We start from the raw sequence: 12,676 nt of genomic DNA, 5'->3' as shown, positions 1-12,676 counted from the left end.
CTCCCGAAACTTGAATTTGGCGGCAGCGGCTACTGTCGTGGCCAACTGCGGTAATACTTGAACGCTTGACACCTAGATGGGGATGCCCCGACAGATTTCAAGCCTTCTCATCGATAGAAGGTTGCGGGGCAGCCGGAGCCTTGCTCACCACCACCATGGCGGGGCGCAGCAGGCGGCCGTTGAGCAGGTAGCCTTTCTGGAAGACGTTCAGCACGCTATTCGGCTCGACGTCGGCATTTTCCTGCATGGCCATGGCCTGGTGGTGCTCAGGGTTGAACGGCTGGCCGTGCGGCTCGATGGCTTCGAGGTTGTAGCGCTTGAGGGTGTCCTGGAACATTTTCAGGGTCAGCTCGACGCCATCACGGATAGTCTTGACCTGCTCGTCTTCGGCACTGGAGTGCGCCAGGGCCAGCTCCAGGCTGTCGATCACCGGCAGCAGGTCGCTAGCGAACTTCTCGAGGGCGAACTTCCGGGCCTTGTCGACCTCCTGCTCGGCGCGACGAATGCTGTTCTGCGCTTCGGCAGCAACACGCAGGGACTGATCCTTGGCGGCGGCCAGCTGCTCCTCGAGCTCCTGAACGCGGGCGCCGTTATCCACTGCACCAGCCTCTTCGGCGTTAAGGTCTTTTTCATTCAGCTGTTCGTCAGCCATGGGTACTCTCCTCCGCAATTTCTGTTGTACGAGCAAAGCTCGCCGTGTCTGCCGGCTATATGGGGCCGGAAAAACCAGCTTCAAGGGGCAAGTGGGTTTTGCAGGCCGCAACAGAATCCGCCAGAGGGCATTGGCAGGCCTGAAAAAAGTACTGTATAAATAACCAGACCTGAACTTCGGGAGCCGCCCCCATGCTGGTGCACCTGTCCATCCACAACTACGCCATCGTCGAACACCTCGACCTCGAAATCGCCCGCGGCATGTCGGTCATCACCGGCGAGACCGGTGCGGGCAAGTCGATCATGCTCGATGCCCTCGGCCTGGCCCTGGGCGACCGTGCCGACAGCGGCGTGGTGCGCCCCGGCACCGACAAGGCGGACATCCTGGCCACGTTCGACCTGGTGGACATCCCCGAAGCCCATGCCTGGCTGGCCGAGCGCGATCTGGACAACGACGGCCTGTGCATCCTGCGCCGCGTGATCACTGCCGAAGGCCGCAGCCGTGGCTACATCAACGGCACACCCTGCCCGCTCGGCGACCTCAAGGCACTCGGCGAGCTGCTGATCGACATCCACAGCCAGCATGAACACCAGTCGCTGCTCAAGACCGACACCCACCGCCGCCTGGTGGACGAATACGCCGGCGCCATCGACCTGGCCCGCCAGGTGCAGCTTGCCGCCAAGCGCTGGAACCAGACCCGCCTGGAGCTGGAACGCCTGAGCAATTCCGGCGATGAGCAACGCGCCCGCCATCAGCTGCTGAGCTATCAGCTTGAAGAACTCGACAACCTCGGCCTGGGCGAAAACGAACTGGAGCAACTGGAGCAGGAGCACAAGAACCTGACCAACGCCGAAGCCCTGTTCGGCATCTGCCGCCAGGTCATCGACCAGTGCAGCGAAAGCGATTCGGGCAACGTGCTCAGCGCCCTCACCTCCAGCCTCAACCGCCTCGGTGCCGCAGCCAATGCCCCACGCGCACTGGGCGAGGCGGCGAACATGATCGCCAGCGCACAGATTCAGGTAGAAGAAGCGATGGGCGAGCTCAACCGCTTCCTCGACAACTTCGATGCCGACCCCATGCGCCTGCAAGCCCTGGAAGAGCGCCTCGACACGATCTACACCCTGGCGCGCAAGCACCGCGTGCATCCCACCGAGCTGCCGCACCTGCAGCAGCAGCTGATGGACGAACTCGAAGGCCTGAACGCCAGTGATGAGTCGATCGAACGCCTGGGCGAGGAGCTTGGCGCCTTTGCCCAGCACTATAAGGAGAAGGCCCTGGAGCTGAGCGCCCTGCGCCAGCAGGCCGCCAAACAGCTGGCCGTCGCCGTGGAGCAGGAAATCCAGCGCCTGGGCATGCCGGGTGGCCGATTCTGCATCGAACTCACGCCCAACGAAGGCAACGACCTGTCTCCCCATGGCCTGGAGCAGATCGAACTGCTGGTCAGCGCCAACCCCGGGCAGCCGCTCAAGGGCTTGGCCAAGGTGGCGTCCGGGGGCGAATTGTCGCGTATCAGCCTGGCGATCCAGGTGATCACGGCACAGACCTCGCGCATTCCGACGCTGGTGTTCGACGAAGTGGACGTCGGCATCGGCGGCCCGACGGCCGAAATCGTCGGCCAGCTGCTCCGCCGCCTGGGCGAGCGCGGCCAGGTACTGACTGTGACCCACCTGCCGCAGGTGGCCGCGCAAGGGCATCATCACCTGTTCGTGCACAAGGTGCGCAACAGCGATACCACCCATACCGCAGTGGCAAGTTTGGGCAAGCGCGAGCGGGTCGAGGAAGTGGCGCGCATGCTCGGCGGCATCGACCTGACCAAGGAATCCCTGGCCCATGCGCGCAAGATGGTGGTTTCCGGCAAGGCCTGAAACTGGCACGACCTTCTGTGGGAGCGGCCTTGCGTCGCGAAAGGGCCGCAAAGCGGCCCCTCGATTTCAGCCGTGAAGCATAAATCGCGGGGCTGCTTTGCAGCCCTTTCGCGACGCAAGGCTGCTCCCACAAAGATCGCACTCACCCCCAGAAAGCAAAAAGGCGACCCGAAGGTCGCCTTTTGTCATTCATAACGAGCTAAATCGTTACTTTTTCTTACGTACATAAAGGACCAGATTGTGGTCCACGAGCTCGTAGCCATGCTCGGCCACGATCTCTTTCTGACGGCGCTCGATTTCAGCATCCATGAACTCGATGACTTCACTGGTCTCCACGTTGACCATATGGTCGTGGTGACCGCCGTCAGCCAGCTCGAACACCGCGTGGCCACCGTCGAAGTTGTGGCGCACCACCAAACCAGCCGCTTCGAACTGGGTCAGTACGCGATAGACGGTTGCCAGACCGACGTCCTCGCCAGCCTCCATCAGCGCCTTGTAGACATCCTCGGCGCTCATGTGACGTTGCTCGGTGGAGTCGAGCATCTGAAGGATCTTGACTCGAGGCAGGGTCACCTTGAGACCGGCTTTGCGCAATTCGCTATTTTCAACCATGGTCAGCTTTCTCGCCGATGCTGCTTCGCAGCTTCTCTTAATACGGGTATGATCGGGGTTTACGTTGTCCAGCCAAGATAGTGGAAGTCGCCCACCGATGCAAAACACCAAGCTCTTGCTAAACAGCCTCGCCCTCGCGGGACTGCTCGCACTCGCCGGTTGCTCGTTTCCCGGGGTTTACAAAATCGACATCCAGCAGGGCAATGTCGTTACGCAAGACATGATAGACCAATTACGCCCCGGAATGACCCGCCGGCAAGTAAGGTTTATCATGGGTAACCCGCTGCTGCAGGACACCTTCAACACCAACCGTTGGGACTACCTGTACAGCCTGCAACCTGGTGGAGGCAAACGCCAGCAGGAACGCATGAGCATCTTCTTCAACGACAGCGACCAACTGGTCAGCCTGTCTGGCGACTTCATGCCGGGTGTGAGCCGCGACCAGGAAATCCTCGGTGGCAGCAACACCACCACGGTCAGCCCGGCCACCCAGCCAGAGCAGGCCAAGCCGCAGCCGGAAGAGAAGCCAGCCAAGCCAGGCTCGACGGAAGAGTCTATCCAACGCGAGATCGACACCATCGAGACCACCCCGGTGCCGACGCCAGCACCGCTGGAAACCTCGCCGCAGTAATTGCCGGCCAGACGAAAAAGCCCGGACCAAGGTCCGGGCTTTTTATTGCCTGCCAGAGCAGCTAGCGCTTGGCCTTGGCCTTTGCAGCGCGCTGCCTGCGCGCCTCTTTAGGATCGAGCTGCAGAGGCCGGTAGATCTCCAACCGATCCCCCTCCTCGACCGGACGCTCATGCGCATCTGCGACCACCTTGCCGAAAATACCCACCGGGCATTGCTCGACATCCAGCCCGCTCACTTGCCCGGCAATCCCGGACAGGCGCAACGCTTCACGCACTGTCACCCCATCCGGCACGTCACAAACCAACAGCCACTGGCGCTCGGCCGTGGCGTAGGCCACTTCAACCTTGACCATTGAGCTGCTTGGCACGCTGGCAGAACGCATCCACCAGAGTATTGGCCGCCTGGTTGAACAACGGCCCGAGCGTGGCACGCACGATCGCGCCGGCGTAGTCGAAGGTCAGGTCGAGGCTGATCTTGCAGGCTTTTTCACCGAGCGGCTTGAACACCCACAGGCCATGCAACTGGGTGAACGGCCCTTCTTCCAGGTTCATTTCGATGGACTGCCCCGGCACCAGCACATTGCTTGTAACGAACTGCTGGCTCATGCCGCCCTTGGCCACTTCCAGCTTCGCCCGCATGTGCGTGTCGCTAGCCTCGATCACCGTCGACGCCGAGCACCAAGGCAGGAATTCAGGGTAGCTGGCCACGTCATTGACCAGATCGTAGAGCGCCTGAGCAGGGTACGGCAGCAGGGCGGAGCGTTGAATATGGGTAGTCATCCAGGCGTCACTTCCAAGGCTGGTTGGCGGCGCTTCGCAGCGTGCCGAAAACAGGTTCTGTGCATAGAACAGGCCTTGTATTGTCCGGTATTCATTGCAGTGGCTCAAGCACACTGAAATCCCGTAGCCGACCGCGCAATGACTTGCCTATAATGCCGCCCCTATGGCTAAACAAAAGAAACATCCGACCGGGACCATCGCGCAAAACAAAAAAGCGCGACACGATTACTTCATCGAACACAAGTTCGAGGCCGGGCTGGTCCTGTCCGGCTGGGAAGTAAAGAGCCTGCGGGCCGGCAAGGCGCATCTGACCGACAGCTACGTGCTGCTCAAAGATGGCGAAGCCTGGCTGTTCGGCAGCCACATCACCCCGCTGACCACCGCCAGCACCCACGTCATCGCCGACCCCACGCGCACCCGAAAGCTGCTGCTGAACAAGCGCGAGCTCGAGCGTGTGGAGGCCGCCGTGGCGCAAAAAGGCTACACCTGCGTAGCCTTGGCGCTGTACTGGAGCAAGCACCTGATCAAGTGCGAGATCGCGCTTGGCAAGGGCAAGAAGGAGTTCGACAAGCGCGACACCATGCGCGAACGCGACTCCAACCGCGAGCTGCAGCGTGCGGTGCGGAACAAGGGCAAGGAAGAGTAATTCTTGCCCTGTGCGGCCCTTGTGGGAGCGGCCTTGTGTCGCGAAAGGGCTGCGAAGCAGCCCCGGCAGATCAAGCTGCGAAGCTGAGATCCTGGGGCTGCTTCGCAGCCCTTTCGCGACACAAGGCCGCTCCCACATTAACCGTGCATGTTGCGGGCAAGCGTGGCTTCAACGCCCGCTGCGCCGCTCCGCCCGCGCCACCCGCTGAGCTTCATGCTGCGCCTCTTCCAGCACCTCCTGCACATACAGAATGTGCCGGCTGGACACCTCCCGCGCATCCTCCGCCCTGCCCTCGACAATCGCCTGGTACAACTCGCGGTGCTGACTGATCAGCATGTCGCGTGTTTCCGTACGCTGCTGGTACATGCCGCCAATGTTGGTCACCACGTTGCGCTTGAGCAAGTCGAACAAGCCACGAATCGTATGCAGCAACACCGCGTTATGGCTGGCCTCGGCAATCGCCAGGTGGAAACGCGCATCGGCCGCGCCCTCCTCCACCCGCGTCACCTCGTCGGCCCGCGCATAGCAATCCTGCAAGGTATCGAACGCCGCCTTCAGCCGCGCACGATCAGGCTCGGTGGCGCGCTGGGCCGCGTAATAGGCGCATGACGCCTCCAGGGTATGGCGAAACTCAAGCAGGTCACGCTGCGCTTCGGCACTGTGCTCAAGCAGTTGCAGCAATGGGTCGCTGAAGGTCGAGCCAAGGGATTCAGCCACGTAGTTGCCGCCACCCTGGCGGCTCACCAATAGCCCCTTGGCCACCAGCTTCTGGATCGCCTCACGCAGTGACGGGCGCGACACACCGAACTGCTCGGCCAGGACGCGCTCGGCCGGCAGCCGCTGCCCGGAGGTCAGCGTGCCTTCCAGAATCATCCCTTCCAACCGATCGACGATGTCGTCGGACAGGCGCCGTTGGCGGACCTGATCAAAAACCATCACATGCTCTCCACAAACCCCCGGCCAATTTCAGGGGGCGCCTATTCTCGCCGATCCGCGCCGCGCCAGCACGCATCAGCCGACGGTTTTCGCAAGGAAGCAGCTGCCCGTTCATCGACCCGCGACCAAAGTTTTGCACGGGACAAATTGACACACCCACGACAGCGCTTTTAACCTAGCGACCAGCCATTGTAAATTGGTCTTACCAATTATCCAATGCCAGTGCCTGACCAACAACAATTAGGGGCCACCCCATATGCAAACCTGGCAACAACTCTATACCCCGCTTGGTAGTCTCGGCCTGTCCGCGCTGGCGGCGGTCATCCCTATCGTGTTCTTCTTCCTGGCCCTGGCCGTGTTCCGCCTCAAAGGGCACGTGGCTGGCAGCATCACCCTTGCCCTGTCGATCCTGGTGGCGATCTTTGCCTTCCAGATGCCTGTCGACATGGCCTTGGCTGCCGCAGGTTATGGCTTCCTCTACGGCCTCTGGCCGATTGCCTGGATCATCGTTGCCGCGGTGTTCCTGTACAAACTCACGGTCAAGAGCGGCCAGTTCGAAGTGATCCGCAGCTCGGTACTGTCGATCACCGACGACCAGCGCCTGCAAGTACTGCTGATCGGCTTCTGCTTCGGTGCCTTCCTCGAAGGTGCGGCCGGTTTCGGCGCCCCGGTGGCCATCACTGCCGCGCTGCTGGTGGGCCTGGGCTTCAACCCGCTGTACGCCGCCGGCCTGTGCCTGATTGCCAACACCGCACCGGTGGCCTTCGGCGCCCTCGGCATCCCGATCATCGTGGCCGGCCAGGTCACCGGCATCGACGCCTTCCACATCGGCGCCATGACCGGCCGCCAGCTGCCACTGCTGTCGCTGTTCGTACCGTTCTGGCTGGTGTTCATGATGGACGGCTTGCGCGGCGTGAGAGAAACCTGGCCCGCCGCCCTGGTCGCCGGCCTGAGCTTCGCCGTGACCCAGTACTTCACTTCGAACTTCATCGGCCCTGAGCTGCCGGACATCACCTCGGCCCTGGCCAGCCTGATTTGCCTGACGTTGTTCCTGAAAGTCTGGCAGCCCAAGCGCTCCTTCAGCGAAGCCAAAGGCAGCGTCGGTGCCGCCGTGGTACAGCCGAGCGGCAGCCAGCCGACCCCGTACAGCTTCGGCGAGATTTTCAAGGCCTGGTCGCCGTTCCTGATCCTCACCGTGCTGGTCACCATCTGGACCCTGAAACCGTTCAAGGCGGCCTTCGCCCCAGGCGGCGCGATGTACAACTTCGTGTTCAACTTCGCCATCCCGCACCTCGACCAGCTGGTGATCAAGACCGCGCCGATCGTCACTGCGCCAACCGCCATGCCAGCGGTGTTCAAGCTCGACCCGATCTCCGCCACCGGCACTGCCATCTTCCTCTCGGCGCTGATCTCCATGGCCGTGCTGAAGATCAACTTCAAAACTGGTCTGACCACTTTCAAGGAGACCTTCTGGGAGCTGCGCTGGCCGATCCTGTCGATCGGCATGGTGCTGGCCTTCGCCTTTGTCACCAACTACTCGGGCATGTCCTCGACCATGGCGCTGGTCCTGGCCGGCACCGGCGCCGCGTTCCCGTTCTTCTCGCCGTTCCTCGGCTGGCTGGGCGTGTTCCTGACCGGCTCCGACACCTCGTCCAATGCCCTGTTCAGCTCGCTGCAAGCCACCACCGCGCACCAGATCGGGGTCAACGACACCCTGCTGGTAGCGGCCAACACCAGCGGCGGCGTGACCGGCAAGATGATCTCGCCACAGTCGATCGCCGTGGCCTGCGCCGCCACCGGCCTGGTCGGCAAGGAATCCGACCTGTTCCGCTTCACCGTCAAGCACAGCCTGTTCTTCGCCACCATCGTCGGCCTGATCACCCTGATCCAGGCCTATTGGCTGACCGGCATGCTGGTTCATCACTAAAGTGAAAGGGGCCGGGCGCCATCACGCGCCCGGCATCGCCTTCAACCCACGCTGCGAGAATCCATGATCATTTCCGCTTCCACCGACTATCGCGCCGCGGCCCAACGCAAGCTGCCTCCCTTCCTGTTCCACTACGCCGACGGCGGTGCCTACGCCGAGCACACTCTGCGCCACAACGTCTCGGACCTGGCCAGCATTGCCCTGCGCCAGCGCGTGCTGAAGAACATGTCCGAGCTCAGCCTGGAAACCAAGCTGTTCGACGAAACCCTGAGCATGCCCGTGGCCCTGGCCCCGGTCGGCCTTACCGGCATGTACGCCCGCCGTGGTGAAGTGCAGGCTGCCCGTGCGGCGGCGGCCCATGGCATTCCGTTCACCATGTCGACGGTTTCGGTGTGCCCGATCGAAGAAGTGGCGCCCGCCATCGACCGGCCGATGTGGTTCCAGCTGTATGTGCTCAAGGACCGCGGCTTCATGCGCAACGCCCTGGAGCGGGCCAAGGCCGCCGGGGTTAAAACCCTGGTGTTCACCGTCGACATGCCGGTGCCAGGTGCCCGCTACCGCGACGCCCACTCCGGCATGAGCGGCGCGAACGGCCCGATCCGCCGTGTGCTGCAGGCCATGACTCACCCCGAGTGGGCGTGGGACGTCGGCGTGATGGGCCGCCCGCACGACCTGGGCAACATCTCCAAGTACCGCGGCAACCCCACCGGCCTTGCCGACTACATCGGCTGGCTGGGCAACAACTTCGACCCGTCGATCTCGTGGAAAGACCTGGAGTGGATTCGCGAATTCTGGGACGGCCCGATGATCATCAAGGGCATCCTCGACGCCGACGACGCCCGTGACGCGGTCAAGTTCGGCGCCGACGGCATCGTCGTGTCCAACCACGGCGGCCGCCAGCTCGACGGCGTGCTGTCCAGCGCCCGCGCCCTGCCGGCGATTGCCGACGCGGTCAAAGGCGACCTGAAGATCCTCGCCGACTCCGGCATCCGCAGCGGCCTCGACGTGGTGCGCATGATCGCCCTCGGCGCCGACACCGTGCTGATCGGCCGCGCCTTCCTCTGGGCCTTGGCGGTGCACGGCCAGGCCGGGGTGAAAAACCTGCTCGAACTGTTCGAGAAGGAAATGCGCGTAGCCATGGTGCTGACCGGCGCCAAGTCGATCGGCGAGATCACCCGCGACTCGCTGGTCCGCGAACTGGGCGCCTGAGCGCCCCCTCTACAGTACCGCCTGAATGACCGGGGCACGCTGCGCGCCAGACGCTGCGGCCCCGCGAGGAGATTGCATGAGCCTGCCCGCTGCGTTCCTGCGTGATGCCGAGCGCCTGATCCCCGCCGAACGCCGTTTCGACGACCCGACCTCCACCCTGGCCTTCGGCACAGACGCCAGCTTCTACCGGCTGATCCCCAAGCTGGTGGTGCGCGTCGAATCCGAGGACGAAGTGGTCGGGCTGATTCAACTGGCCCAACGCGATCGCGTACCGGTGACCTTCCGCGCCGCCGGCACCAGCCTGTCCGGCCAGGCCATCAGCGACTCAGTGCTGATCGTGCTCGGCGATAGCTGGAACGGCCGTGAAATCCGCGACCAAGGCGAACAGATCCGCCTGCAACCCGGCGTCATCGGCGCCCAGGCCAACGCCTGGCTGGCCCCGTACGGGCGCAAGATCGGCCCCGACCCGGCTTCGATCAACGCCTGCAAGATCGGTGGCATCGTCGCCAACAACGCCAGCGGCATGTGCTGCGGCACCGCCCAGAACACCTACCACACCCTCGCCGGCCTGCGCCTGGTGCTGGCCGATGGCACCCGCCTGGACAGCGAAGACCCGGCCAGTGTCGCAGCCTTTGAAAACAGCCACGCCGACCTGCTCGAAGCGCTGGCCCGGCTGGGCCGCGAAACCCGCGCCAACACCGCACTGGCCGACCGCATCCGGCACAAGTACCGGCTGAAGAACACCACCGGTCTGTCACTCAATGCGCTGGTGGACTACGACCAGCCGCTGGATATCCTGCAGCACCTGCTGGTCGGTTCCGAAGGCACCCTGGGCTTCATCAGCGCCGTCACCTACAACACCGTGCCCGATCACCCGCACAAGGCCAGCGCGCTGCTGGTGTTCCCCAGCGTGGAAAGCTGCTGCCGCGCCGTCACCGTGCTCAAGCGCCAGCCGGTGTCCGCCGTCGAGCTGCTCGACCGCCGCAGCCTGCGTTCGGTGCAGAACATGCCGGGCATGCCGCTGTGGGTCAAAGGCCTGTCGGATAACGCCTGCGCGCTGCTGATCGAGTCCCGCGCCGCCAGCCAGAGCCTGCTGCACGAGCAACTGCAGTTGGTAATGGCCTCGATCGCTGATTACCCACTGGAGCAGAAAGTCGAGTTCAGCGAAGACCCGGCCGTGTACAACCAGCTGTGGAAGATCCGCAAGGACACCTTCCCCGCCGTCGGCGCCGTGCGCCAGACCGGCACCACGGTGATCATCGAAGACGTCACCTTCCCCGTCGAGCAACTGGCCGAAGGCGTCAACCGCCTGATCCAGCTGTTCGACAAGCACCACTACGACGAGGCAATCATCTTCGGCCACGCGCTGGAAGGTAACCTGCACTTCGTCTTCACCCAGGGTTTCAACAGCGCCGCGGAAGTCGCCCGCTACCAGGCTTTCATGGACGACGTCGCGCAACTGGTGGCGGTCGAGTTCGGCGGCTCGCTCAAGGCCGAACACGGCACTGGTCGCAACATGGCGCCGTTCGTTGAGCTGGAATGGGGGCACGACGCCTACCAGCTGATGTGGAAGCTCAAGCGCCTGCTCGACCCCAACGGCATCCTCAACCCTGACGTGGTGTTGAGTGAAGACCCGGACATCCACCTGAAAAATCTCAAGCCGCTGCCTGCCGCCGACGAGATCGTCGACAAGTGCATCGAGTGCGGCTTCTGCGAACCCGTCTGCCCTTCCAAGGGCCTGACCCTCAGCCCACGCCAGCGCATCGTCATGTGGCGCGACATCCAGGCGAAGAAGCGCGCCGGCGTCGACACTCGCGAGCTGCTGCAGACCTACCAGTACCAAGGCATCGACACCTGCGCCGCCACCGGCCTGTGCGCCCAGCGCTGCCCGGTCGGCATCAACACCGGCGAGTTGGTGAAGAAGCTGCGCAGCCAGGCTGCCAACCACGCCAAGGCTGCCGACTGGCTGGCCGAGCATTTCCACACCACCCTGAGCGGCGCCCGCTTCACCCTGACCGCCGCCAACACCGCCCGCAAACTGCTCGGCGCCCCACGCCTCGGGCGCCTCAGCACATCACTGAGCAGGGCCAGCAAAGGCCGCCTGCCCCAGTGGACCCCAGCCATGCCACAACCGCTGCGCACGATGGACTTCGGCCCGGCGAGCAACGACGCCCGCCCCCGCGTGGTCTACCTCGCAGCCTGTGTTTCAAGGGTGATGGGCCCCGCCTACGCCGACCGCGAGCAAAGCTCGCTGCTCGACAAGACCCGCACCCTGCTGGAAAAGGCCGGTTACCAAGTGGTGTTCCCGGACAACGCCGACAGCCTCTGCTGCGGCCAGCCGTTCGCCTCCAAGGGCTACCCGGAGCAGGCCGAGCACAAGCGCCAGGAACTGATCAACGCCCTGCTCCACGCCAGCCGCGGCGGCATCGACCCGATCTACTGCGACACCAGCCCCTGCACCCTGCGCCTGGTGCAGGACCTGGGCGAAACCCGGCTGGACCTGTACGACCCGGTGCGCTTCATCCGCACCCATCTGCTCGACAAACTGGAGTTCACCCCCCAGGACGAACCGGTGGCCGTGCACGTGACCTGCAGCACCCAGCACCTGGGCGAAAGCCAGGCACTGATCGACCTGGCACGCCGCTGCAGCAAGCAGGTGGTGATTCCGGAAGGCATTCACTGCTGCGGCTTTGCCGGCGACAAGGGCTTCACCACCCCCGAACTCAACGCCCACTCGCTGCGCAGCCTGAAAGATGCGGTGCAGTATTGCAGCGAAGGCATCTCCACCAGCCGCACCTGTGAAATCGGCCTGTCCAGCCACAGCGGCATCGACTATCACGGCCTGGTCTACCTGGTAGACCGCGTCACCCGCCCACGCAGCATCTGACCTGCCCCGGGGCCGCGCTGCGGCCCCTGAAACTCAATATCCAGAAACCGGCGCAATCCCTGTGGGAGCGGGCGCGCCCGCGAACACGGGCGAAGCCCGTGCCATGCACCGCAGCGCCTGCTTCGCGGGCACGCCCGCTCCCACACATCCTCACCCCGATTGAACCCTCGCCAAACCCCGGCAGTCCACCCTTATAGGCCCACTTCCAAGCGGCCATAAAAGGAGACACCCATGAAAGGTACCGCGCTTTCGGCCCTCTTCGCGGCCGCTACCCTCCTGGCTTCGCCGGCCTTTGCCGCCGAAGACCTGTGCACCGCCAACCTGCAGAAGATCGACGACAGCATGGCCACCGCCGGTGCTACCTCCGAAGGCCTGGACAAAGCCCTCACCGAACAAGTCGACAAAGCCAAGGCCGCCCAGGCTTCCGGTGACACCAAAGGCTGCATCGCCATCACCAGCAAGGTGCTCGAACGCCTGGAAAAAACCGAAAAAGGCAGCGGTTCGGCCGGCGGCAGCGGTGCTTGAGCCCTCG

The 12,676-nt window shown here is 63.7% G+C and carries 12 protein-coding genes; 7 read left to right on the top strand and 5 right to left on the bottom strand.

The features are described from left to right. Window positions 1–97: 97 nt before the first annotated feature. On the bottom strand, window positions 98–652 hold the full coding sequence (gene grpE, locus N430_RS26275) for a nucleotide exchange factor GrpE (RefSeq protein ID WP_110639668.1): 555 nt from the start codon (window positions 650–652) through the stop codon (window positions 98–100). A gap of 191 nt (window positions 653–843) precedes the next feature. Here grpE and recN point away from each other — a divergent pair, with 191 nt between their 5' ends. Continuing rightward, the gene (gene recN, locus N430_RS26270) at window positions 844–2,517 is read left to right on the top strand and encodes a DNA repair protein RecN (RefSeq protein ID WP_110639669.1); all 1,674 of its coding nucleotides are present in this window, start codon (window positions 844–846) and stop codon (window positions 2,515–2,517) included. Between the two features lie 207 nt (window positions 2,518–2,724). Here recN and fur read toward each other — a convergent pair whose 3' ends face one another. Next, a complete protein-coding gene (gene fur / locus N430_RS26265) occupies window positions 2,725–3,129 on the bottom strand; it encodes a ferric iron uptake transcriptional regulator (RefSeq protein ID WP_008096237.1) in 405 nt (134 codons plus the stop codon). A gap of 97 nt (window positions 3,130–3,226) precedes the next feature. On the opposite strand from fur, the gene N430_RS26260 reads away from it, so the two are divergent. Next, window positions 3,227–3,760, top strand: a complete 534-nt coding sequence (locus N430_RS26260; protein ID WP_110639670.1) for an outer membrane protein assembly factor BamE — start codon at window positions 3,227–3,229, stop codon at window positions 3,758–3,760. Window positions 3,761–3,821: 61 nt separating this feature from the next. Here the strand turns inward: N430_RS26260 and N430_RS26255 are convergent, their stop codons facing one another. Together N430_RS26255 and N430_RS26250 are read right to left on the bottom strand one after the other, a co-directional pair. Further along, window positions 3,822–4,112 (bottom strand): RnfH family protein, encoded by a 291-nt coding sequence (locus N430_RS26255; RefSeq protein ID WP_178083408.1) that lies wholly within the window; start codon window positions 4,110–4,112, stop codon window positions 3,822–3,824. After that, entirely contained in the window at window positions 4,099–4,539 is a 441-nt protein-coding gene (locus N430_RS26250; RefSeq protein ID WP_110639672.1) for a type II toxin-antitoxin system RatA family toxin, read from the bottom strand. The genes N430_RS26255 and N430_RS26250 overlap by 14 nt, the downstream gene beginning before the upstream one ends. 163 nt (window positions 4,540–4,702) lie before the next feature. On the opposite strand from N430_RS26250, the gene smpB reads away from it, so the two are divergent. Further along, a complete protein-coding gene (smpB, locus tag N430_RS26245) occupies window positions 4,703–5,185 on the top strand; it encodes an SsrA-binding protein SmpB (RefSeq protein ID WP_003249914.1) in 483 nt (160 codons plus the stop codon). A gap of 168 nt (window positions 5,186–5,353) precedes the next feature. On the opposite strand, the gene N430_RS26240 is transcribed toward smpB, so the two are convergent. Next, window positions 5,354–6,121 carry an FCD domain-containing protein gene (locus N430_RS26240; RefSeq protein WP_110639673.1) on the bottom strand — a complete coding sequence of 256 codons (768 nt, stop codon included), beginning with the start codon at window positions 6,119–6,121 and terminating at the stop codon, window positions 5,354–5,356. Between the two features lie 256 nt (window positions 6,122–6,377). Here N430_RS26240 and N430_RS26235 point away from each other — a divergent pair, with 256 nt between their 5' ends. The 4 genes from N430_RS26235 to N430_RS26220 all read left to right on the top strand — a co-directional run bounded on the left by N430_RS26235 (window position 6,378) and on the right by N430_RS26220 (window position 12,669). Continuing rightward, window positions 6,378–8,048, top strand: a complete 1,671-nt coding sequence (locus tag N430_RS26235) for a lactate permease LctP family transporter (protein ID WP_110639674.1) — start codon at window positions 6,378–6,380, stop codon at window positions 8,046–8,048. A 63-nt stretch (window positions 8,049–8,111) separates the two neighbouring features. Next, window positions 8,112–9,257: an FMN-dependent L-lactate dehydrogenase LldD gene (gene lldD, locus N430_RS26230; protein WP_110639675.1), complete on the top strand. Its 1,146-nt coding sequence runs from the start codon at window positions 8,112–8,114 to the stop codon at window positions 9,255–9,257. A 76-nt stretch (window positions 9,258–9,333) separates the two neighbouring features. Further along, entirely contained in the window at window positions 9,334–12,144 is a 2,811-nt protein-coding gene (locus N430_RS26225; RefSeq protein WP_110639676.1) for an FAD-binding and (Fe-S)-binding domain-containing protein, read from the top strand. A 231-nt stretch (window positions 12,145–12,375) separates the two neighbouring features. Next, a complete protein-coding gene (locus N430_RS26220) occupies window positions 12,376–12,669 on the top strand; it encodes a hypothetical protein (RefSeq protein ID WP_110639677.1) in 294 nt (97 codons plus the stop codon). Window positions 12,670–12,676 lie beyond the last annotated feature (7 nt).

The sequence above is a fragment of the Pseudomonas sp. CC120222-01a genome (assembly GCF_003097235.1).
Taxonomy (GTDB): Bacteria; Pseudomonadota; Gammaproteobacteria; order Pseudomonadales; family Pseudomonadaceae; genus Aquipseudomonas.
Note: the sequence above shows the minus strand (reverse complement) of the source record. Positions and strands in the feature narration are given on the sequence as shown.

Bases quoted from the DNA above. Each gene is read 5' to 3' on its own strand.
- lldD (WP_110639675.1), top strand. From the start codon at position 8,112: ATGATCATTTCCGCTTCCACCGACTATCGCGCCGCGGCCCAACGCAAG.
- smpB (WP_003249914.1), top strand. From the start codon at position 4,703: ATGGCTAAACAAAAGAAACATCCGACCGGGACCATCGCGCAAAACAAA.
- N430_RS26225 (WP_110639676.1), top strand. From the start codon at position 9,334: ATGAGCCTGCCCGCTGCGTTCCTGCGTGATGCCGAGCGCCTGATCCCC.
- N430_RS26235 (WP_110639674.1), top strand. From the start codon at position 6,378: ATGCAAACCTGGCAACAACTCTATACCCCGCTTGGTAGTCTCGGCCTG.
- N430_RS26250 (WP_110639672.1), bottom strand. From the start codon at position 4,539: ATGACTACCCATATTCAACGCTCCGCCCTGCTGCCGTACCCTGCTCAG.
- N430_RS26260 (WP_110639670.1), top strand. From the start codon at position 3,227: ATGCAAAACACCAAGCTCTTGCTAAACAGCCTCGCCCTCGCGGGACTG.
- N430_RS26240 (WP_110639673.1), bottom strand. From the start codon at position 6,121: ATGGTTTTTGATCAGGTCCGCCAACGGCGCCTGTCCGACGACATCGTC.
- fur (WP_008096237.1), bottom strand. From the start codon at position 3,129: ATGGTTGAAAATAGCGAATTGCGCAAAGCCGGTCTCAAGGTGACCCTG.
- N430_RS26220 (WP_110639677.1), top strand. From the start codon at position 12,376: ATGAAAGGTACCGCGCTTTCGGCCCTCTTCGCGGCCGCTACCCTCCTG.
- recN (WP_110639669.1), top strand. From the start codon at position 844: ATGCTGGTGCACCTGTCCATCCACAACTACGCCATCGTCGAACACCTC.
- N430_RS26255 (WP_178083408.1), bottom strand. From the start codon at position 4,112: ATGGTCAAGGTTGAAGTGGCCTACGCCACGGCCGAGCGCCAGTGGCTG.
- grpE (WP_110639668.1), bottom strand. From the start codon at position 652: ATGGCTGACGAACAGCTGAATGAAAAAGACCTTAACGCCGAAGAGGCT.